Origin of the sequence: Frigoribacterium sp. MCBA15_019 (assembly GCF_001864945.1) — a bacterium.
Lineage (GTDB): Bacteria > Actinomycetota > Actinomycetes > Actinomycetales > Microbacteriaceae > Frigoribacterium.
Window position 1 is genome coordinate 93,801 of record NZ_MJGS01000001.1, and the last position, 19,773, is coordinate 113,573.

A 19,773-nucleotide genomic window follows, 5' to 3' on the forward strand; every position below is an offset into this window, starting at 1 on the left:
GACGAAGGGCAGCACCCATGGGCAGCGACGCCAACCACCACGAGCACGACCGGTCGAGCACGGGCGGACCCACCTCCGGTGAGGACGGCTCGTACGTCGACGACGACCTCGAGGACGGTGCCCGCACCCGCGGTCCGCACGACGGCGAGGCCGACGGCACCTACACCGAGGAAGCCGGCACGAGCGAGGGCGACGGCTCGTACGTCGACGCCCAGGTGCCGGACGAGCCCGCCGCGGACGGCGGACCCCACGACGGCGAGCCCGACGGGTCGTTCACGCAGAGCGACGTCGACGGCGGCCGCTGACCCCACCGCCCACCGGCTCCCTGGCCCGGCCCCCTGCGGGTGCCGGGCCGTTCGGCGCGTGGCGTCCCGTCGACCGGCCCCGGGGGTACGGTCGTCTGAGGGAGGAACACATACATGACCAAGCGAATCGTAATTCTCGGCGGCGGTTCCGCCGGGCTCACCACTGCACTCGAGCTGCAGAAGCGACACCCACCCCAGGCGGCGAGCATCACCCTCGTCGACCAGGCCCCGTACTTCACCTACCAGCCGTTCTTGCCCGAGGTCGCCGGTGGCCACATCGCTGCGCGCGACGTCACCGTGCCGCTGCGCAAGACGCTCAAGCGCACGAAGGTCGTCGAGGCGTCCGTCACCGGGCTCGACAGCGAGGCCAAGAAGGTCACCGTCACCAGTGCGGACGGCGAGTCGAGCGACATCGCCTACGACCAGCTGGTCGTCGCCCTCGGCGCGGTCACCCGCACCTTCCCGACCCCGGGACTCGCCGAGAACGGCGTCGGCTTCAAGAGCGTCGAAGAGGCGCAGTACGTGCGTGACCGCATCCTCGGCAACATCGCCGAGGCGGCCAGCGTCAAGGACCCAACCGTCCGTCGCAAGCTCCTGACCGTCGTCTTCGTCGGTGGCGGCTACACCGGCGTCGAGGCCCTCGCCGAGCTGTCCGACGCCGCGAACTCGGCCGTCGACACGTTCCCGAACCTGTCGCGCGACGAACTGCGCTTCGTGTTGGTCGAGGCCCTCGACCGCGTCGCCCCCGAGGTCGGCCCCGAGCTCTCGAAGTGGACGCTCGGCCAGCTCCGCGGCCGCGGCATCGACATCCGCCTGAAGACGACGATGCCCTCGTGCATCGACGGCGACGTCGTGCTGAGCGACGGCGAGACCATCCCCGCGGGCACGATCGTCTGGACGGCCGGCGTCAAGCCGAACCCGGTCCTGGGCGACATGGGCCTGCCCCTCGGCCCGAAGGGGCACGTCAACGTCAGCGCGACGCTGCAGGTGCAGACCGAGGACGGCCAGAAGCTCGACGGTGTCTGGGCCCTCGGCGACGGCGCGCAGGTCCCCGACCTCCTGGCCGAGAAGCAGCCCGCGTACTACCCGCCGAACGCGCAGAACGCCGTGCGCCAGGCGGTCACCGTGGCCGACAACGTCATCGCCACCCTCTCGGGCGAGCCCGTCAAGGAGTACCGCCACGAGTCGCTCGGCACCGTGGCGAGCTACGGCATCGGCAAGGGCGCGGCCAGCATGTTCGGCCTGCAGCTCAAGAACGTGCCGGCCTGGATGGCCCACCGCGGCTACCACCTGTACGCGATGCCGACGCTCAACCGCAAGTTCCGCATCCTGTCCGGCTGGGTGACGAACTTTGTCGGCGGCCGCGACACGACCCCGTTGGTCGGCCTCGGCGACCCGCGCGCGGGCTTCCTCAAGGTCACCCCGAAGGTCGACGCGAAGAAGTAGACGCGACCGACCGTGCGAAGGAGGTGCGTCCCGGGTGACCGGGGCGCGCCTCCTTCGTCGTCGGTGCGGTCGGTTGCCCCGGGTCCGTCTCAGGCGGTGGTGAGGCGCCGCACGGCCTCGCGCACGATCTCGCGCTGCAGGGCGGGGTCGAGGACCACACCGGGGTGTGCCTCGCCGAGACCGGGGAGGTTCTGCCAGGCGCGGGCGAGCGACATGACGAGGGCGAAGATGTCGTCGCTGCTCCAGGACACCGTCACGGCCGGGTCGTCACGGAGGCGGTCGAGTTGGGACAGGGCCGCGTCCTGGACGGCGCGCAGGGTGGGGACCGAGGCCTCCCAGTCGTGTTCTCCCTCGAGTCGGGCCCAGGCGATCAGACGGCTGTGGTCGGGGTGGGCCTGCATGTGGTCGAAGACGGCGAGGGCGAACTCCTCGATGCTCACGGCCGGGCGCGACGCCGCGTCGCCCATCGTCTCGAAGGTGCCGTTGAGGACGGTCGTGAAGAGCGAACGCTTGTCGCCGAAGTTGGCGTACAGGCGCTCCTTGCTGCAGCCGGCCTCGGCCGCGATGCGGTCCACGCGCGCCCCGGCCAGCCCGTGTCGCGAGAACTCGGCGGTCGCCGCCGCGAGGATGGCTCGACGGGTCTCGGCGGCATCGGTTCGCATCGGATCACCGTAGCCGACTTACGAACCAACCAACTAGTAGGTAGGGTAATTCGTCGTCCACTCAGAGAAACAGGTACCGCAGTGACCACCGTCGCCCCCGCTCCCACCGAGACGCGCTCGTCGCGCCGCTGGTGGGTGCTCGTCATCGTCGCCCTCGCGCAACTCGTCGTCGTCCTCGACGGCACCATCGTCAACATCGCCCTGCCCGACGCCCAGGCCGACCTCGGCCTCAGCGACGAGAACCGCCAGTGGGTCGTCACGGCCTACGCGCTCGCGTTCGGCGCCCTGCTGCTGCTCGGCGGCCGCATCGCCGACTTCTGGGGGCGCAAGCGCACCTTCATCGTCGGCATGGTCGGCTTCGGGGCCGCCTCGGCCTTCGGCGGCCTCGTGCAGACCGGGGGCGAGCTCATCCTCGCCCGTGGCCTCCAGGGCGTGTTCGCCGCCCTGCTCGCCCCCGCGGCCCTCGCCGTGCTCACCACGACCTTCGCGTCCGGCCGTGACCGGAACACCGCCTTCGCGGTCTTCGGTGCCATCTCGGGCGCGGGTGCCGCCGTCGGGCTCGTGCTCGGCGGAGTGCTGACCGAGTTCGTCAGCTGGCGCTGGTGCCTGCTCGTCAACGTGCCCATCGTGCTCGTCGCCATCGTCGCCGCCGCCTTCGTGGTGAGCGAGAGCCGGGCCGAGGGACGCAATCGTCTCGACGTCGTCGGGACGATCGTCGTCGCCGCCGGCCTCGCGAGCCTCGTCTACGGCTTCACCCGGGCCGAGGACGGCTGGGGGTCGGCCGTCGTCATCGGTTTCATCGCCCTGGGGGCCGGCCTGCTCGCCCTGTTCGTCGTCGTCGAGCGACGGAGCGACCACCCGCTTCTGCCGATGCGCGTGCTCGCCGACCGCGTCCGGGGCGGGGCCTTCCTGGTGCAGTTGATCGTCGGGAGCGTCATGATCGGCGCCCTGCTCTACCTGACCTTCCACCTGCAGATCGTGCTCGGCTTCGGTCCGCTCGAGGCGGGGCTCGCCAGCCTGCCGATGACGCTCGTCATCATGGTCTGCGCTCCCCTGCTGACCAAGCTGCTGCCGGTCGTCGGCCCTCGCCCGATGATGATCGTCGGGCCGCTCGTCGCCGGGGCGGGGCTGCTCTGGCTCGCCACGCAGATCACGGCCGACGGCTCGTACGCCGTGCAGGTGCTCCCGGCCCTGCTCGTCATGGGCGTCGGTCTCGCCGGGGTCTTCGTGCCCATGCAGAACCTGGCGCTCAGCCGGGTCGCCCCGCACGACGCCGGTGCCGCCAGCGCGACCTCGAACGCCATGATGCAGATCGGCGGATCGATCGGTCTGGCCGTGTTCACGAACCTCTACGCCGGAGCCGTCGCGTCCTCGACGTCGACGGTGGGCGGGCCGCTCGGTGCTCTGGTCGACGGCTACTCGGTGGCGTTCCTGGCTGCCGCGATCGCCATGCTGCTCGCGGCGCCGATCTCGTTCTTCCTCATCCGAGGCCGCAAGGAGGACCTGCTGCCCACCGAGGCGCCCGTCCACCTCGGCTGATCAGGCGGGCGTCGGGGCGGCGGCGGTGGTCCGGGGCAGACGGACCGCCGCCCCGGCCGCCACCGCCAGCAGGACGGCCGCCACGCCGAACGCCGCCGGGTACGAGACCGTGTCGACCAGCAGCCCGGCGACGAGCGGCCCGGCGATCGCCCCGACGTCGGAGCACATCGAGAAGATCGCGACCGGACGACCGCCCCGGGCGCCCGCGGCATCGCCCACCAGCGCCGCGGGCGCGGTGCCCATGAACGCCGTCGCCACGCCGTAGACGCAGAGCAGGGCACCGAGGGTCCAGACGTCCGGGGCGAGCGACACCGCGAACAGGGTCACGGCGGCCACCGCGAACGCACCGATCACGGCCGGTCGACGGCCGACCGTGTCGACGAAGCGCGCGGCCGGTGCCAGAGCGATGGTCTGGGCCACCGCCGACGCGGCGAAGAGCAGGCCCGTCCACGCCGTCGGTCCGCGCAGGACCTCGACCACGAGGACGGGGACGAGGGCGCTGCGCACTCCCAGCGACGACCAACCCTGCGCGAAGTTGGCCACGCACGCGGTCCGGAACCGCACGTCGCGCAGCACGACCCCGAGGGGCACCGGAGGCGCGGTGACGGTCGTCGAGGACTGCTGCGGAGCCCGGCGCAACAGCACGACGCCCACCAGGCCGGCCACGGCGAGCGTGCCCGCGTAGAAGAAGAACGGTGCCGTCAACGAGATGGTGGCGAGCAGTCCGCCGAGTGCCGGACCCGCCATGCCGCCGACGAGGAACCCGCCCTGGTAGAAGCCGACGGCCCGGGCTCGGAGCGACGGGTCGGTCGCACCGAGCAACAACGTCATCGCCGCGATGCTGAACATGGCCGAGCCGATGCCGCCCGCACCCCGGAGCAGCAGCAGCTGCGGGTAGGTCTGGGCGAGCCCGGCGAGCCCGCTCGACAGCGCCACGATGCCGATGCCCACCGAGAGCACGACCCGCTCGCCCATCAGGTCGATGAGTCGACCCACGAACGGGCTCGCCACGAGGCGCATGAGGGCGAAGGCCGAGAGGACGGCGCCCACCAGGGCGTGGTCGACGCCGAAGCTGCGGGCGTAGACCGGCAGGACGGGGACGACCACGCCGAAGCCGACCATGACGAAGAAGGCGATCACGCCGAGGACGTAGACGTCGCGGGTGAGACGGGGGCGGTCGACGTCGGCGAGGCGGGGGCGGAACGGGAGCACCGACACAGGCTACGGGGCGTGGAGTGTGACGTCGTGTGTCAGGGCGGACGACAGCACGAGCCCGGGTCGTGAGGATGGCCTCATGACTCGACGAATCCGGTTCAACGCCTTCGACATGAACTGCGTGGGGCACCAGTCCCCCGGTCTCTGGCGGCACCCCGACGACCGCTCGGCCGACTACACGAAGCTGAGCTACTGGACCTCCCTCGCGCGCCTCCTCGAGAAGGGCGTCTTCGACGGCCTCTTCATCGCCGACGTGCTGGGCACCTACGACGTCTACGGCGGCAACCACGACGCGGCCCTGCGCAACGGCACCCAGACCCCGGTCGGCGACCCGGTGCTGCTCGTCTCGGCCATGGCCGCCGCGACCGAGCACCTCGGCTTCGGCATCACGGCCGGCACCGCCTACGAGCACCCCTACCCGTTCGCGCGGCGCATGTCCACGCTCGACCACCTGACCGAGGGGCGGGTCGGCTGGAACGTCGTCACCGGCTACCTGCCGAGCGCCGCCCGCAACATGGGTGCCGACGACCAGCTCGACCACGACACCCGCTACGACCAGGCGGACGAGTACCTCGAGGTCCTCTACAAGTTGTGGGAGGGGTCGTGGGAGGACGACGCCGTGGTGCGCGATCGCGAATCGGGCGTCTTCACGGACCCGACGAAGGTCCACGAGATCGGCCACGACGGCACCTACTACAAGGTGCCCGGCATCCACATCGCCGAGCCCAGCCCCCAACGCACGCCCGTGATCTACCAGGCCGGTGCCTCGCCGCGGGGCATCCGCTTCGCCGCCGGCAACGCCGAGTCGATCTTCGTGGCCGCCCCGACCAAGGAACGCTTGGCCGCGACCGTCGGGAAGATCCGGGACGCCCTCGAGGCCGCGGGTCGGGACCGCTACTCCGCGCGCATCTACACGTTGCTGACGATCATCACCGACGCCACCCCCGAGGCGGCCCGGGCCAAGCACGACGAGTACCGGCGCTACGCCTCCCACGAAGGGGCCCTGACGCTGATGTCGGGCTGGATGGGCGTCGACCTGTCGACCTACTCGCTCGACGACCCCGTGGGTGACGTCGAGAGCAACGCCATCCAGTCGGCACTCGCGAACTTCCAGGCGCAGGAGGGCGACACGGGCAAGGAGTGGACGATCCGCGACATCGCCGAGGCGGCGGGGATCGGCGGTCTCGGGCCCCGCATCGTCGGGTCCGGCGAGGAGATCGCGGACCAGTTGCAGGAATGGGTCGACGAGACCGACGTCGACGGGTTCAACCTCGCCTACGCGATCACGCCCGGCACGTTCGAGGACGTCGTCGAACACGTGATCCCCGTTCTCCAGGCCCGGGGTGTCTACCCCACCGAGTACGAGCCGGGCACCCTGCGGCAAAAGCTGTTCGGCCGCGGCGACCGGTTGCCGGACGAGCACCACGGAGCGCGGTACAAGGTCACCTCCGGGGTGTCGGCCCCCTGAGGGAGGCCTCCCGGGCGGAATCCGAGGATCGTTACAACGGCGTGTCGGCTGAGGCCGACACGCCGTCGTCACCTGGTCTTTCCTCTACTCGATTCGATAACGGGAGGGAAGTCTCGAGCCCCATGGGGGGTGGTCGGCGACATGACGCGGCGCGGTGGCCGCGGTTAGTGTGGACGCCGGTCGCCTCCAGAGGAGCGGCCGTTCGGACTGACGGTCGTTGCCGGTGATGGGGAGATGGTCTGCGTGGCGTGGGATTTCGTGGTGGACCGGTGGAGCCAGATCTGGTTCGCCTCGTGGCAGCACTTCTCCCTCGTGGTGCAGTGCCTCGTGCTGGCCGTGCTCATCTCGGTCGGCCTCGCCGCCCTCGTCCACCGCAGCCCGAGACTCTACGCGCTGGCGAACGGCGTCTCCGCCGTCGGGCTGACCCTCCCCTCGTTCGCGCTCGTCGGCCTCCTGATCCCCTTCGCGGGCTTCGGCGTCGCGCCGTCCGTCATCGTCGTGACGTTCTTCGCCGCCCTGCCGATCCTGCGCAACGCCGTCGTCGGACTCCACGAGGTCGACGGCTCCGTCGTCGAGTCCGCACGGGGCATCGGCATGGGCCGGTTCCGCACCCTCGCGACCGTGCAGATGCCCCTCGCGTGGCCGATCATCCTCACGGGCATCCGCGTGAGTGCGCAGATGGTCATGGGCATCGCCGCGGTGGCGGCCTACGCGCTGGGGCCCGGCCTCGGCGGCTTCATCTTCTCGGGCCTGTCCCGACTCGGCGGGGCGAACGCGCTCGCCTCCGTGGTCACGGGCGTGGTGGGCGTCGTCCTGCTCGCCCTCGTCCTCGACCTCCTCCTCGTCGGCCTCGGCCGCCTGACCGTCTCGAGAGGCATCCGTGTCCAGAACTGACCCCACCCGCACCTCCTCGTCCCCCTCGGACGAGGTCTCGGGTCGCAGCATCACCCTCGACCAGGTCACGAAGCGGTACCCCGGCCAGGCGAAGCCGGCCGTGGACGGCATCACACTCGAGATCCCCGCCGGGAAGATCGTCATGCTCGTCGGGCCCTCGGGCTGCGGCAAGACCACGACGTTGAAGATGATCAACCGGCTGATCGAGCCCTCCGAGGGGCGCATCGTCCTGGGCGACGACGACGTCACCTCGATCGACGGCGACGAGCTGCGCCGTCGCATCGGCTACGTGATCCAGGCCGGCGGACTGTTCCCGCATATGAGCGTCGCGGCGAACATCGCGATCGTGCCGAAGATGCTCGGCTGGTCGAAGGAGCGCATCGCGGCCCGCGTCGACGAGCTGCTCGAACTCGTGTCGCTCGATCCGGCCACGTACCGCGACCGGTACCCGCGCGAGCTCTCCGGCGGTCAGCAGCAGCGCGTCGGCGTCGCCCGGGCACTGGCCGCGGATCCGCCCGTGCTGCTGATGGACGAGCCCTTCGGTGCCTTGGACCCGATCACCCGTCAGCGCCTGCAGGACGAGCTGATCAACATCCAGCACGAGCTGCAGAAGACCATCGTCATCGTCACCCACGACTTCGACGAGGCCGTCAAGCTCGGCGACTGGATCGTCATCTTCTCCGAAGGCGCGCGGATCGTGCAGTACGACACCCCCGAGCGCATCCTCGCGGAGCCGGCGAACGAGTTCGTCGAGAACTTCATCGGGTCGGGGGCCGGCCTCAAGCAGCTGACGTTGACGCGCGTCCGCGACGTCGACCTCGCCGAGGCCGTCGTCGCCCGCTCGGGCGAGTCCGCCGCCGACGTCCTCGCCCGGGTCGAGGCGGCCGGCCACGGCCACGCGGTCGTCGTCGACGATCGGGAGCGACCGGTCTCGTGGCCCTCGCGCCGGCAGCTCGGCCGTCTCGGCGTGCTGGGCTCGACACCCGACGCCGACCTGCCCGTCATCGGCAGCGGCGCCACGCTGAACGACGCGCTCGACACCATGCTGGTCTCGAGTGCGGGTGCCGCACTCGTCACGGGCCGGCGCGACGCCTTCATCGGCGTCATCACGGTCGAGGTCGTGATGGAGGCCATCACCCGGGCACGCGCGTCGGCCGCCGAGGCCCAGCACGACGCGCCGGTGGGCACCAACACGGGCTCGTTCGACGTCGTGCCGGGGGCCCCCGCGGATGACGAGGACGCGGCGTGACCGCCACGGTCGCCCCGGCCTCGGTCGACGGGCGCTCGTCCGGACGGGGTACGCCCCGCCCGGCGTGGCTCGGACTGCTCGTGCAACCCGTGGCCGTGCTCGCCGTGTTCGCGGCGTTCGTCGTCTGGCTGACCACGGCCGACCTGACGACGGCCGAACGCACCACCCTCAACCCCTCCGACCTGCTGGCCTACACGGGCGAGCACCTCGCCCTGACGTTCGTGTCGGCGGCGATCGTGCTCGTGCTCGCCATCCCCCTCGGGGTGCTGCTCACCCGGCGCCCGTTCGTCCGCATCAGCGGGCCCGTGCTGGTCGTCGCGAACTTCGGGCAGGCCGCACCGGCCATCGGTCTGATCGTGCTGCTCGCGTTCTGGCTCGGCTTCACCTTCTGGGCGGCCGTCGTCGCGCTCGTGCTGTACGCGGTGCTGCCGGTGCTGCGCAACACCATGATCGGCCTGCAGAGCGTCGACGCCCGCCTCGTCGAAGCCGGTCGAGGCATGGGCATGAGCGCGTCGTCGGTCCTGCTCAAGGTCGAGCTTCCGCTGGCCGTCCCGGTGATGCTCTCGGGCATCCGCACGGCCCTCGTGCTGCTCGTCGGGTCGGCTGCCCTCGCCACCTTCATCGGTGCCGGCGGGCTGGGCCTGTTGATCACCACCGGGGTGAACCTCTTCATGCCGCGGGTCCTGGTCTCCGGGGCACTGCTCATCGCCCTCCTCGCCCTCATGATCGACTGGCTGGGTCGCGTCGTCGAGTACGTCGCCCGTCCGAAGGGACTCCGCGCATGACCACCTCCCGCCTCCCCGGCCGGCTGCGCCGCGCCTCCTCGTCCCTCGCCGTCGTCGCCGCGGCGACGTTCGCGCTGACCGGGTGCGGCCTGCAGCCGGCCACGGCGTTCGTGCCCGCGGTGGCGCCCGGCTCGATCCGCGTCATCGAGGGGCTGCCCGACGACGCGGCCATCACCGTGACGGCGAAGAACTTCACCGAGCAGCTCATCCTCGGCAAGATCGCGGTGCTCGCCGCCCAGGCAGCGGGCTTCGAGGTGACCGACATGACGAACGTGCCGGGGTCGGTGGCGGTACGACAGCTGATGCTCGACGGCACGGCCGACATGACCTACGAGTACACCGGGACTGCCTGGCTGACCTACCTCGCCGAGGCCGAGGGCATCCCCGACCAGCAGGAGCAGTACGAGGCCGTCCGCGACGCGGACGCCGACAACGGACTGACCTGGCTCGAGCCGGCGCCGCTCAACAACACCTACGCCATGGCCGTCCGGGCGGAGGCCGTGCCCGAGCTGGGCGACATCACGTCGCTCTCGCAGATCGCCGACCTGCCCGTCGACCAGCGCACCTTCTGCGTCGAGGCCGAGTTCAACTCGCGGGCCGACGGCTTCGCCCCCATGCTCGCCGCCTACGGGCTCGAACTCGGGGCCGCGGACGGCGTGCCGACGAGCAACGTCAGCATCCTCGACACGGGCACGGTGTACACCGCGACCGACCGGGGCAGCTGCAACTTCGGCGAGGTGTTCACGACCGACGGTCGGATCGACTCTCTCGACCTCGACGTGCTCGAGGACGACCGTGGGTTCTTCCCCGCCTACAACGCGGCACCGGTGCTCTCGACGGCCACGCTCGAGGAGTACCCGCAGCTGGCCGAGGTGTACGACGAGATCTCGCCCGCCCTCACCGACACCGAGATGCGTCGCCTCAACCTGGCGGTCGACGTCGAGGGTGAGGAGCCGGCCGACGTGGCCTTCGACTGGATGGTCGAGCAGGGATTCGTCACCCGTCCGTGACACGCGGACGAGGGTGATTGTGACGGGTGATGCGCCCCTCGACCGATCGGTCGGGGGGCGTTCTCCGTCTGTACCCCATCGGTGTCCGCCAGGAGGGGGACGGGGCGAGATGAACGACACCTGTCGGGATGGTGAACGCCGTCCCCGTGAGCGTGTCGGGCATCGATCCGTGAGCGAGTACCGGCATCTGACCAGGCATTTCGCCGAGACCGCGGTGGTCTCCACGTCCTGCCCGCGGAGGGACACGCCGCGCCGGCGCGTTTCACGGCTCCTTGTCACCCCCGCACGGGTGACACGACGGGGGTCGAGAGTCACCCGTTCGGGTGTCGGCAACAGGGGGGACACGACCGCCCCCGAACGGGGGGTCTTGATAGGCTCTTGTGTCGGGTGCCCCCCGAACTAGAGTCACAGCATCCTCCTGGTCGACCCGAAATCACCAGGAACCGAGAAACCCGACCCTCTCACCGGGAGCATCTGCTCCCGCATCACCGCACCGACCCGAATCGTGCGTCGAGCAGACCCGCTGCCCGACGCGCCCGTCGCCGCCCCGCCGGACGTCCCGCACCCTCGTGACGCCCGTGCTCCGGCGCGACGCCTGGGCGGTCGATCGAACCCGAACCTCGATCGACCGCCCGCCACCGCCCCGTCGCCACCACCGACGTGGGCGTGCCGTCCCCTACCCGAACCCGAGACCCGATGTCCAGCACGCAGAGCGAACTCCGCTCAGTCCTGGTCGGACCGTCGTCACCCCGACGGATCGACCCCCCGTTCGACCTGCCCGAGTCGGAGGCGCCCCTCGCCTCCCCGGCCGCGACCCACGACGCCGAGTCCGGCGCGGCCTGGGCCCGCCGCTACCGGCGCCGTCTCCGCCTCGTCGACACCGTCGTCCTGACCCTGAGCATCGTCGGTGCCGTCGCGGTCGATGCCGCGCGCGCCATCGCCGCCGGTCGGGGCTCGGACGCGTCCACCCTCGTCGAGTCGGTCGGCTCGCCCGGGTTGCCCGTCGTCGTGGGACTGGTCTGGACCCTGTGCCTGACGCTGCACCGCACCCGTGACCTCGCGGTCGTGGGCAGCGGCGTCGTCGAGTACAAGCGCCTGCTCACGGCCAGCGTCTGGGCCTTCGCCGTCGTGGCGATCGGGTTCGCCTCGGTCGGGCACATCGGCGGCGAGGGGTACTTCCTGGTGGCGCTGCCCGTCGGCGGGGCCGGCCTGGTCGTCGGCCGGTGGACGATGCGGCGCTGGCTCGAGCGCCAGCGTGCGAAGGGCCACTACCTCTCGAGGGCGGTCATCGTGGGATCGCGCGACGACATCGCCGACGTCGTCCGTCGCATCGACAAGACGAGCGGTGCCGTGTACGACGTCGTCGGGGCCGCCGTCCCGGACGCCGACCCGCGAGGCATCGTCGTCGGAAGCCGTGTCGTCCCCGTGGTGGCCGACCTCGACGGCGTCCCCCGTGCGGTCTGGCGTCTCGGCGCCGAGAGCGTCATCGTCGCCGGCGAACCCGGTCGTGGCCGCGAGTACCTCCGCGACCTCGGATGGTCGCTCGAAGGACGCGCGACGGAGCTCGTCATCGCCTCGCGACTGACGAACGTCGCCGGGCCGCGCATCCACTACCGTCCGGTCGAGGGTCTTCCCCTGATGCACGTCGAGCTGCCTCAGTTCGACGGCCCGAGGCACGCCCTCAAGCGTCTGTCCGACCTGGTGCTGGCGTCCGCCGCCCTCGTCGTCCTCGCGCCGGTGTTCGCGGTGGTCGCCCTCGCGGTGCGGCTCGACGGCCCCGGCCCGGTGCTGTTCCGTCAGCGACGGGTCGGCCGGGACGGGCGCACCTTCGAGATGCTGAAGTTCCGTTCGATGGTCGTCGACGCCGAGAGCCGCCTGGCCGACCTGACGCAGGCCGACGAGGGCGCCGGCCTCCTCTTCAAGATGAAGTCCGACCCCCGGGTCACCCGCGTCGGCGGTGTCCTCCGCCGCTGGTCGCTCGACGAGCTGCCCCAGCTGTGGAACATCGTCCGGGGCGAGATGAGCGTCGTCGGGCCCCGGCCGCCCCTCCCGCGCGAGGTCGAGGGATACGAGGACCACGTCCACCGACGTCTCTACATCAAGCCCGGTCTCACGGGCATGTGGCAGGTGAACGGGCGCAGCGACCTCAGCTGGGAGGAGAGCGTCCGCCTCGACCTCTACTACGTCGAGAACTGGTCGCTGACGGTCGACTTCGTCATCATGTGGCGGACCGTGCGCGTGCTCTTCGAACACCGGGGAGCGTATTGAGCCCCTCCAGCAGCATCCGAGACCACCACGGGCCGTTCACGGGCCCGGACCACGCTCACGACGACAGGGGAGAAAGCATGTCCGTCGACATCAGGCACTACCGGGACCGCGAGTCCGCACCGGCGGCGACCGCCGCACCGGCCACGCGGGAGGACGCCAGCCCGGGCGTCGACCTGCCCGAGCTCCCCCGCCGCCGGAGGGGATCGCGTCGCAGCCGCGTGCTGCTCGTGCACTCGTCCGACGAGATGTACGGCTCGGACCGGATCGTCCTCGAGGTGGTCGGCGAGCTCGCCGCCCGCGACGACCTCGACGTCACGGTCTGGCTGCCCTCCGACGTCGCGGTCGGGCCCTTGGGCCCGAGGCTGCGCGAGCTCGGGGCGCGCGTCGAGCGGACGCCCCTGCCGATCCTTCGCCGGACCCGGCTCGGGCCGCTCGGACTCGTCCGTCTGGCCCGCGACGCGGCTCGCACGGCGCTCCGCTTGTCGGGACGCCACTTCGACCTCGTCTACTGCGCGACGAGCGCCTGTCTCGTCGTGGCTCCCGTCGCCCGGGCCATGGGTGTCCGCCGCGTCGTGGGACACCTGCAGGAGCCCTGGAGCGACGGTGACCGACGTGGCCTCCGTCCCCTGGCCCGCGCCTGCACCTCGCTGGTCGCCGTGTCGCGTTCGGTGCTCGACTCGTCCGGCCTCTCGGAGGACTCGCGCGCCGTCGTGGTCCACAACGGCGTCTCGGACCGGTCGATCGACGCGATCGAGCGCACCGAGGGTCGTGTGCCCCAGTACGTGGTGGCGAGCCGATGGAACGGTCACAAGGGCCACGCGACGCTTCTCACCGCCTGGAACGCGGCGGGTTGCCCCGGCCAGCTCGTCGTCCTGGGCGGTCCCCCGGCCGTCGGCTCCTCCGTGGACGTGCCCGCTCTGGTCGCCGCGATCGTCTCGCGGCCCGAGACGGTCACCGTCGTGGGAGAGGTCGACGACGCGTCGCCCTACCTGCGCGACGCCGACGCGGTCATCCTGCCGACCGACACCCTCGAGGGGTTCGGACTCGTGACGCTCGAGGCGTTCAGCCAGGGGCGTCCCGTCATCGCCAGCCGCTCCGGCGGTCCCGAGGAGGTCGTCGACGAGGGCCGCACGGGCTGGCTCTTCGACCGTCGCGACGTCGACGGCCTGACGTCGATCCTCGCGTCGATGGACGTCGTCACCCTGGCCGTCGCCGGGCGCCACGCTCGCGAGGCCTACCTGCAGCGATTCACGCCGGAACGCATGCGCCGCCGCATCGGTGCCGTCGTCACGCGCGAACTGCACACGGCCGACGTCGATTCGCTGGCGGTGGCCTCGTGAGCGACACCACCGCGACCGCGACCGCCGAGGCGACCGCGACCGCCGAGGCGGCCTCGGCCCGACCGGCCGTGCCCCGTGCCGTGCGACCCGCCCTCGCCGCCCTCGCGTCGGCCCAGAAGCCGTCGACGGGTGCGCCCGCGTACTCCCGCTTCGTCAACCGCCGCCTCGGTCGCTGGGCAGCCGCGGTGGCCTACACGCTGGGTGCGACGCCGAACCAGGTCACCGCACTGAGTGCCGCGTGCACCTTCGCGGGCATCGCCGTCCTCGCCCTCGCGCCGTCCGGCATCGGCACGGCCCTGGCCGTCGTCCTGCTCCTCGTCGTGGGATACGCGCTCGACTCGGCGGACGGGCAGGTCGCCCGCCTCCGCGGTGGCGGCAGCCCCGCGGGTGAATGGCTCGACCACGTCATCGACGCGACCAAGATCGCGGTGCTGCACCTGGCCGTCTTCGCGTCGTGGCTGCGTGAACCGGACGGTCGCGAGGCCCTGCTGGCCGCGCCGCTCGTCTACCAGGTCGTGGCGACGGTGGCCTTCTTCGCCATCGTCCTGACCGACCAGCTCCGCCGCGCGGAGGCGGTCCGGACGGGCGTCGCCGCGCCCGTGGGACGACGTACGGGACTGCTCTACTCCCTGGCCGTCGTCCCGACGGACTACGGCCTGATGTGCCTCGCGTTCGTCCTGTTGGCCTGGCCGCCCGCGTTCACCGTGGTCTACCTCGCCCTCCTCGTCGCCAACGCCGGCTACCTCGTCCTCGCCTTGCCGAAGTGGTTCCGCGAACTGAAGTCCGTGACGCCCCCGTCGATCGGGTCGAGGCCGTGAGTCGCGAGGGCGCCCCGGCCCGACGTGCCCTCGTCGGCGGCCTCGGTCGGGCCGTGTCACGCCATGCCGCACTCGTCGGCGTGGCGGCCCTGCTCGGGGTGGCCGCCGGCGTCGGCGCGTCGCAGCTCGCCCCGGTGGGATGGCGCGCCGAGGCGACCCTCCTCGTCCGCGTCGAGTCGCCGGAATCGGGCCTGGCGGCCCGCGGGCAGTTCGCGCAGCAGCGTGTGTCGTCCTACGCCGAGCTGGGTACGAGCCCCGAGGTCCTCGGGCCGGTCGCGGCCGACCTCGGCGTCCCCGTCGACGAACTCGCCGAACGGGTCTCGGTGGTCAACCCGGGCGGCACCGCCGTCCTCCGAGTGCAGACGACGGCCGGCACGGCCGACGGAGCGGCCTCGCTGGCCGACGACGTCGCCGAGAGCCTTTCGGCTGTCGTGGACCGCGTCGAGTCGCAGGCCGGGTCGGGCGGTCAGACCGTCGCACTCGACCTGACCTCCCCCGCGGCCGTGCCGACGACGCCCGACGAACCCGGCCTCGCGCTCACGGTCCTCTCGGGACTCCTGGCCGGCCTGGCCGTCGGTCTCGCCGGCGCGCTCGTCCTGTCCCGTGCCCGACCGACGGTCGACACGGTCGACGACGTCCGCCGGATCACGGGGCTCCCGGTCGTGGGACAGCTCCCCGGGGCTCTCCGACACGGCGACGATCCGGTCACCGGGGTCTCCTCCGCCCGGACCCGCACGGCCCTGCGCGAGGTCGTCCAGAACACGCGGGCACTGCGCGGCGGCGCGCTGCCCGCCACGCTCCTGCTGGCACGCACGGATTCGGTCCGCGAGGCGGTCGGCGTCGACGGCGGCCTCGCGCGCGCCGTCGTCGAACTCGGTGCCACCTGCGCCCTGGTCCAGTCCGACTTCGACACCCGGACCCTCTCGCGCCCGTCGACGGTGCCCGTCGGCGCCGTGCCCGAGGAGGTCGAGGCCGATCGGCACGGGTACGACCGCGTGCCGGTGCCCGACGGGGTCGTGGCGTCGTCCCGCCACCTGGTCCGCTCCGGGACCCACGCGTTCTTTGCCGCCCTCCGGGAGGACTACGACGTCTCCGTCGTCCAGGCCTCGAGCGACTCCCACCCGCTCGCGTTGCGCAGCGTGACCGACGAGGTCGACGGCGTGCTGCTCGTCGTCCGCTCCGGGGTCACGACCGTGGAGTCCCTCCGGAGCCTGAGCGCCGAGCTGCTCAGCCTGGACGTCCGGCCCGTGGGCGTCGTGCTGACCGGCGTGCCCCCGTGGCGCCGGGTCCTGGTGCGTGCCACCTGGCTCGACGACGACGTCCGTCACCCCGTCGAGGAACCCGCTCCTTCGTTCAGCATCGCCGACCTGGTCGACCACGCCGGCGGGTCCCGTCCGCTCCAGGACCTCCCCCGCCTCCGACGTCGGCCCGGTGCCCTGTCGTGACCACACCCGAGCACCACCTTGACGAGAGGACCACACCCGTGGACGTCATCCCCACCCCCGCCACCGGCCTCGCCCTCGACCCCGTCGAGGTCGGGAACGGACGAGGAGGCGCGGGCCGGGTCGGCTACGCGGCCGGCGCCTTCGACCTGTTCCACATCGGCCACCTGAACCTGCTGCGGCACGCGTCCGCGCAGTGCGACCACCTCATCGCCGGGGTCGTGTCCGACGAGATGCTGCAGGTGACGAAGGGGATCTCGCCCGTCGTCCCCCTCGCCGAACGACTCGAGATCGTGCGTCACATCGACGTCGTGGACGGCGTCCACGCCGAGACCGTGCCCGACAAGATGGACGTCTGGCGTGAGCTGCGCTTCGACGTGTTCTTCAAGGGCGACGACTGGCGGGGCACCGAGAAGGGCCTCCGACTCGAACGTGAGTTCGGCGCGGTCGGGGTCGAGGTCGTGTACTTCCCGTACACGATGAGCACGTCCAGCACGGTCCTCCGCCGGGCGCTCCGGGCCCTCTCCGGTGCACCGGGCCACGGCGCCGAACCGGTCACCGTCGGCGACTCCGTCCGGCTCCAGGGCTGACCGGTCCTCCCCAGCCGGGCATCGACCGTCGTCGACGGGTGCGGCTGGGGAGAACCCCCCGAGCGTGGTGGCGGCCCGAGATGCTCGACCCATGACACTCACCTCGGTCCTCGCCACCACCCTCGACCGCCCTCCCGCCGACGCGATCGGGTCCCGCGACGCGTCCGACCCGGCAGGGGTCGCCGATCCGCACGCGCCCGTCCGCGACGTCCGCGACCTCGTCCGGCACGTCGAGGCCATCGTCCCCGTGGCGGTGCGTCGTCAGCTCTGGACGCTGTTCTTCGACGACGACGACGTCCCCCTGCCCCTCATGGTGCCGCTCGAGGGCATCCCCGAGGTGCCCGACACCTCCGCCCTGGACCACTACGGTGATGCCCTGGCAGCCGTCGCCACGGAGTTCGGCGCCGGGACCGTGGCGTTCGTCCTCGAGAGGGTCGGGGCCGCGACGCCTCGTCCCTCGGACCGTCGGTGGGCGGAGGGGCTCCATGCACTCGGCCGAGGACGACCGTTCGAGGTCCGACCGGTGCTGCTGTGCGTCGACGACGGCGTGTCGGTGCTCGACCCGATCAGCGGAACCGAGGCCCGCGTGGCCCGGGGCGGCGTCCCTCAGGCGTCCTCGAGCCCCGTCCGCCTGGTCGACATCGTCCGCCTGCCCTGACCCTGCTCGCGGTCGACGAGTCGCCACCAGGCGGTCTCGGCGAGTTCAGGGGACGTGTAGACGCCCAGCCGGGCCGGCTCGGCGTCGGTCGGACTCCACCGGCTCAGCCGGTACCCGCCGCCGAAGCGCTCGACGACCGCCTCGGGTGCCGCCTCGGGGTCGGCGCGCACGGTCCACCGATCGGGGACGTTCTCGTCGAGCATCGGTCGATCGTACCCGGGTCAGGCGCGCTGGCCCAGACGACCGCGGAGCACGTCGATGCGTTTCTGGATCTGGTCGGTGCTGGCCTGGGCGACCGACGGGCCCCCGCTGATGCGCCTGAGGTCGGCGTGGATCAGCCCGTGCGGCTCGTTCGAGTGACGCGACCAGATCGACACCAGCCGGCTGAGCTCCTGCCGCTGCTCTTTGATGGTCTGGTAGAGCGGCCGGGCCTCGTCGACCGGAGTCGTCGTGGGCAACCCCGTCTTCGGAGCCCGTCGGGCCTGGGTGGCCTGGCGCTGTCGAAGCAGGTCGCGCACCTGATCGGGCTCGAGCAGACCGGGGATGCCGATGAAGTCGAGTTCTTCGAGGCTGCCGATCTCGCCTCCGGTACCGAACTCGCCACCGTCGTAGAGCACCCGGTCGAACGAGGCCTGCGAGTCCAGGGCCTCGAACGGCTGCTGCTCGAGCAGGCTCGACGCTTTCTCGTCACGGTTGGCCGCGGCCATCATGTCTTCTTCGGGCGCGAACAACCCGTCGTCGGCGTCGGTGGGCCGGTCGAGTGCGTGATCGCGTTGCAGCTCGAGCTGGTTGGCCAGGGCCATCAGGCTGGGCACGCTCGGCAGGAAGATCGACGCGGTCTCACCCCGCCGCCGCGCACGGACGAAACGACCGACGACCTGGGCGAAGAAGAGCGGCGTCGAGGCCGAGGTGGCGTACACGCCGACGGCGAGGCGGGGGACGTCGACGCCCTCGGACACCATGCGGACGGCGACCATCCAGCGGCTGTCACCGTCGGAGAAGGCCTGGATGCGGTCGGAGGCGGCCTTCTCGTCGCTCAGGACGACGGTCGGGCGCTCGCCCGTGATCTTCTGCAGCACGGCCGCGTACTGCCGAGCCGCGGTGTGGTCGGTGGCGATGACGAGACCGCCGGCGTCGGGAACGCCCCGGCGCACCTCGGTGAGACGCTTGTCGGCCGCCGAGAGGACGGCCGGGATCCAGTCGCCCTGGGGCGACAGTGCCGTGCGCCAGGCCTGAGCCGTGATGTCCTTCGTCACGGCCTCGCCGAGGGACGCGCTCATCTCGTCGCCCATCCGGGTGCGCCAGCGCATCTGCCCGGCATACGCCATGAAGAGGACGGGGCGCACGACGCCGTCGGCGAGGGCGCGACCGTAGCCGTAGGAGTAGTCGGCCCTCGAGGTGCGGATGCCGTGCTCGTCGGGGGCGTACTGCACGAACGGGATCGGCGCCGTGTCGGACCGGAACGGGGTGCCCGTCAACGAGAGGCGGCGGGTCGCGCCGGTGTAGGCCTCGCGGATGCCGTCGCCCCAGCTCAGCGCGTCACCGCCGTGGTGCACCTCGTCGAGGATCACGAGGGTGCGACCGGCCGTCGTGATGGCCTTGTGCACTTCGGGTTTCATGCCGACCTGGGCGTAGGTGACGGCGATGCCGTGGTAGTGCCGCCCGAAGGTGCCGTCGGCGTTCTTGAACATCGGATCGAGGCGGAGGTTGACCCGGTCGGCGGCGTCCGCCCACTGGCGTTTGAGGTGCTCGGTGGGGGCGACGACGACGACGCGGTCGACCTCGCCGCGGGACAGGAGCTCGGTGGCGAGGCGGAGTGCGAAGGTCGTCTTGCCGGCACCCGGAGTGGCCGCCGCGAGGAAGTCCCTCGGCATCGTCGAGAAGTAGAGCTCGAGGGCGTCGGCCTGCCAGGCGCGCAACTTGCTGGCGGTGCCCCAGGCGGCCCGCTCGGGGAACGCGGGCGAGAGGTGTTCAGCAGCCGAGTTGCCTGCCGAGACGCCGACGTCGAGCGGGTCGGACGACGTGCCGTCGAGGTTCTGCTCACCCCCGGCGGGGTCGGATGCGTTGGCGGTGCTCACTCGACC

18 protein-coding genes are annotated in these 19,773 nt (G+C 71.8%); 14 read left to right on the forward strand and 4 right to left on the reverse strand.

All coding sequences use genetic code 11. The annotated features are described in order from the left end of the window. Positions 1–17: 17 nt before the first annotated feature. Both BIV04_RS00450 and BIV04_RS00455 read left to right on the forward strand, forming a co-directional pair. Positions 18–305, forward strand: coding sequence for a hypothetical protein (locus tag BIV04_RS00450; RefSeq protein WP_071253301.1), 288 nt, complete (start codon positions 18–20; stop codon positions 303–305). Between the two features lie 114 nt (positions 306–419). After that, the gene (locus tag BIV04_RS00455) at positions 420–1,751 is read left to right on the forward strand and encodes an NAD(P)/FAD-dependent oxidoreductase (RefSeq protein WP_071253303.1); all 1,332 of its coding nucleotides are present in this window, start codon (positions 420–422) and stop codon (positions 1,749–1,751) included. An 89-nt stretch (positions 1,752–1,840) separates the two neighbouring features. Here BIV04_RS00455 and BIV04_RS00460 read toward each other — a convergent pair whose 3' ends face one another. Then, positions 1,841–2,413, reverse strand: a complete 573-nt coding sequence (locus BIV04_RS00460; protein WP_071253305.1) for a TetR family transcriptional regulator — start codon at positions 2,411–2,413, stop codon at positions 1,841–1,843. Positions 2,414–2,494: 81 nt separating this feature from the next. Between BIV04_RS00460 and BIV04_RS00465 the strand changes: the two genes are divergently transcribed. After that, the gene (locus BIV04_RS00465; RefSeq protein ID WP_056226540.1) at positions 2,495–3,952 is read left to right on the forward strand and encodes an MFS transporter; all 1,458 of its coding nucleotides are present in this window, start codon (positions 2,495–2,497) and stop codon (positions 3,950–3,952) included. Here BIV04_RS00465 and BIV04_RS00470 read toward each other — a convergent pair whose 3' ends face one another. Further along, on the reverse strand, positions 3,953–5,164 hold the full coding sequence (locus BIV04_RS00470; protein ID WP_255364093.1) for an MFS transporter: 1,212 nt from the start codon (positions 5,162–5,164) through the stop codon (positions 3,953–3,955). It lies immediately after the preceding gene. 82 nt (positions 5,165–5,246) lie between these two features. On the opposite strand from BIV04_RS00470, the gene BIV04_RS00475 reads away from it, so the two are divergent. From BIV04_RS00475 to BIV04_RS00525, 11 genes are all read left to right on the forward strand, one after another. After that, positions 5,247–6,635 carry an LLM class flavin-dependent oxidoreductase gene (locus BIV04_RS00475; protein ID WP_071253308.1) on the forward strand — a complete coding sequence of 463 codons (1,389 nt, stop codon included), beginning with the start codon at positions 5,247–5,249 and terminating at the stop codon, positions 6,633–6,635. A gap of 243 nt (positions 6,636–6,878) precedes the next feature. Beyond that, complete coding sequence (locus BIV04_RS00480; RefSeq protein ID WP_255364094.1) at positions 6,879–7,529, forward strand: ABC transporter permease; 651 nt, start codon at positions 6,879–6,881, stop codon at positions 7,527–7,529. Continuing rightward, positions 7,516–8,778 (forward strand): ATP-binding cassette domain-containing protein, encoded by a 1,263-nt coding sequence (locus BIV04_RS00485; RefSeq protein WP_071253311.1) that lies wholly within the window; start codon positions 7,516–7,518, stop codon positions 8,776–8,778. Before BIV04_RS00480 ends, BIV04_RS00485 begins: the two co-directional genes overlap by 14 nt. Beyond that, positions 8,775–9,563 carry an ABC transporter permease gene (locus BIV04_RS00490; RefSeq protein ID WP_083396026.1) on the forward strand — a complete coding sequence of 263 codons (789 nt, stop codon included), beginning with the start codon at positions 8,775–8,777 and terminating at the stop codon, positions 9,561–9,563. Before BIV04_RS00485 ends, BIV04_RS00490 begins: the two co-directional genes overlap by 4 nt. Continuing rightward, positions 9,560–10,573, forward strand: a complete 1,014-nt coding sequence (locus tag BIV04_RS00495) for a glycine betaine ABC transporter substrate-binding protein (protein ID WP_071253313.1) — start codon at positions 9,560–9,562, stop codon at positions 10,571–10,573. Before BIV04_RS00490 ends, BIV04_RS00495 begins: the two co-directional genes overlap by 4 nt. Positions 10,574–11,269: 696 nt before the next feature. Then, positions 11,270–12,841, forward strand: a complete 1,572-nt coding sequence (locus tag BIV04_RS00500) for a sugar transferase (RefSeq protein WP_083396027.1) — start codon at positions 11,270–11,272, stop codon at positions 12,839–12,841. Between the two features lie 77 nt (positions 12,842–12,918). After that, the gene (locus tag BIV04_RS00505) at positions 12,919–14,181 is read left to right on the forward strand and encodes a glycosyltransferase family 4 protein (RefSeq protein ID WP_071253315.1); all 1,263 of its coding nucleotides are present in this window, start codon (positions 12,919–12,921) and stop codon (positions 14,179–14,181) included. Next, positions 14,178–14,999, forward strand: a complete 822-nt coding sequence (locus tag BIV04_RS00510; protein ID WP_255364095.1) for a CDP-alcohol phosphatidyltransferase family protein — start codon at positions 14,178–14,180, stop codon at positions 14,997–14,999. Before BIV04_RS00505 ends, BIV04_RS00510 begins: the two co-directional genes overlap by 4 nt. Continuing rightward, positions 14,996–16,444: a hypothetical protein gene (locus tag BIV04_RS00515; RefSeq protein ID WP_071253317.1), complete on the forward strand. Its 1,449-nt coding sequence runs from the start codon at positions 14,996–14,998 to the stop codon at positions 16,442–16,444. Before BIV04_RS00510 ends, BIV04_RS00515 begins: the two co-directional genes overlap by 4 nt. Before the next feature lie 38 nt (positions 16,445–16,482). Then, a complete protein-coding gene (locus BIV04_RS00520) occupies positions 16,483–17,031 on the forward strand; it encodes an adenylyltransferase/cytidyltransferase family protein (RefSeq protein ID WP_255364096.1) in 549 nt (182 codons plus the stop codon). A gap of 91 nt (positions 17,032–17,122) precedes the next feature. Further along, positions 17,123–17,689, forward strand: coding sequence for a hypothetical protein (locus BIV04_RS00525; protein ID WP_071253319.1), 567 nt, complete (start codon positions 17,123–17,125; stop codon positions 17,687–17,689). Here BIV04_RS00525 and BIV04_RS00530 read toward each other — a convergent pair. After that, complete coding sequence (locus tag BIV04_RS00530; protein ID WP_043594977.1) at positions 17,638–17,892, reverse strand: hypothetical protein; 255 nt, start codon at positions 17,890–17,892, stop codon at positions 17,638–17,640. The two genes, BIV04_RS00525 and BIV04_RS00530, sit on opposite strands and share 52 nt — an antisense overlap. An 18-nt stretch (positions 17,893–17,910) precedes the next feature. Then, complete coding sequence (locus BIV04_RS00535) at positions 17,911–19,767, reverse strand: DEAD/DEAH box helicase (RefSeq protein WP_071253321.1); 1,857 nt, start codon at positions 19,765–19,767, stop codon at positions 17,911–17,913. Positions 19,768–19,773 lie beyond the last annotated feature (6 nt).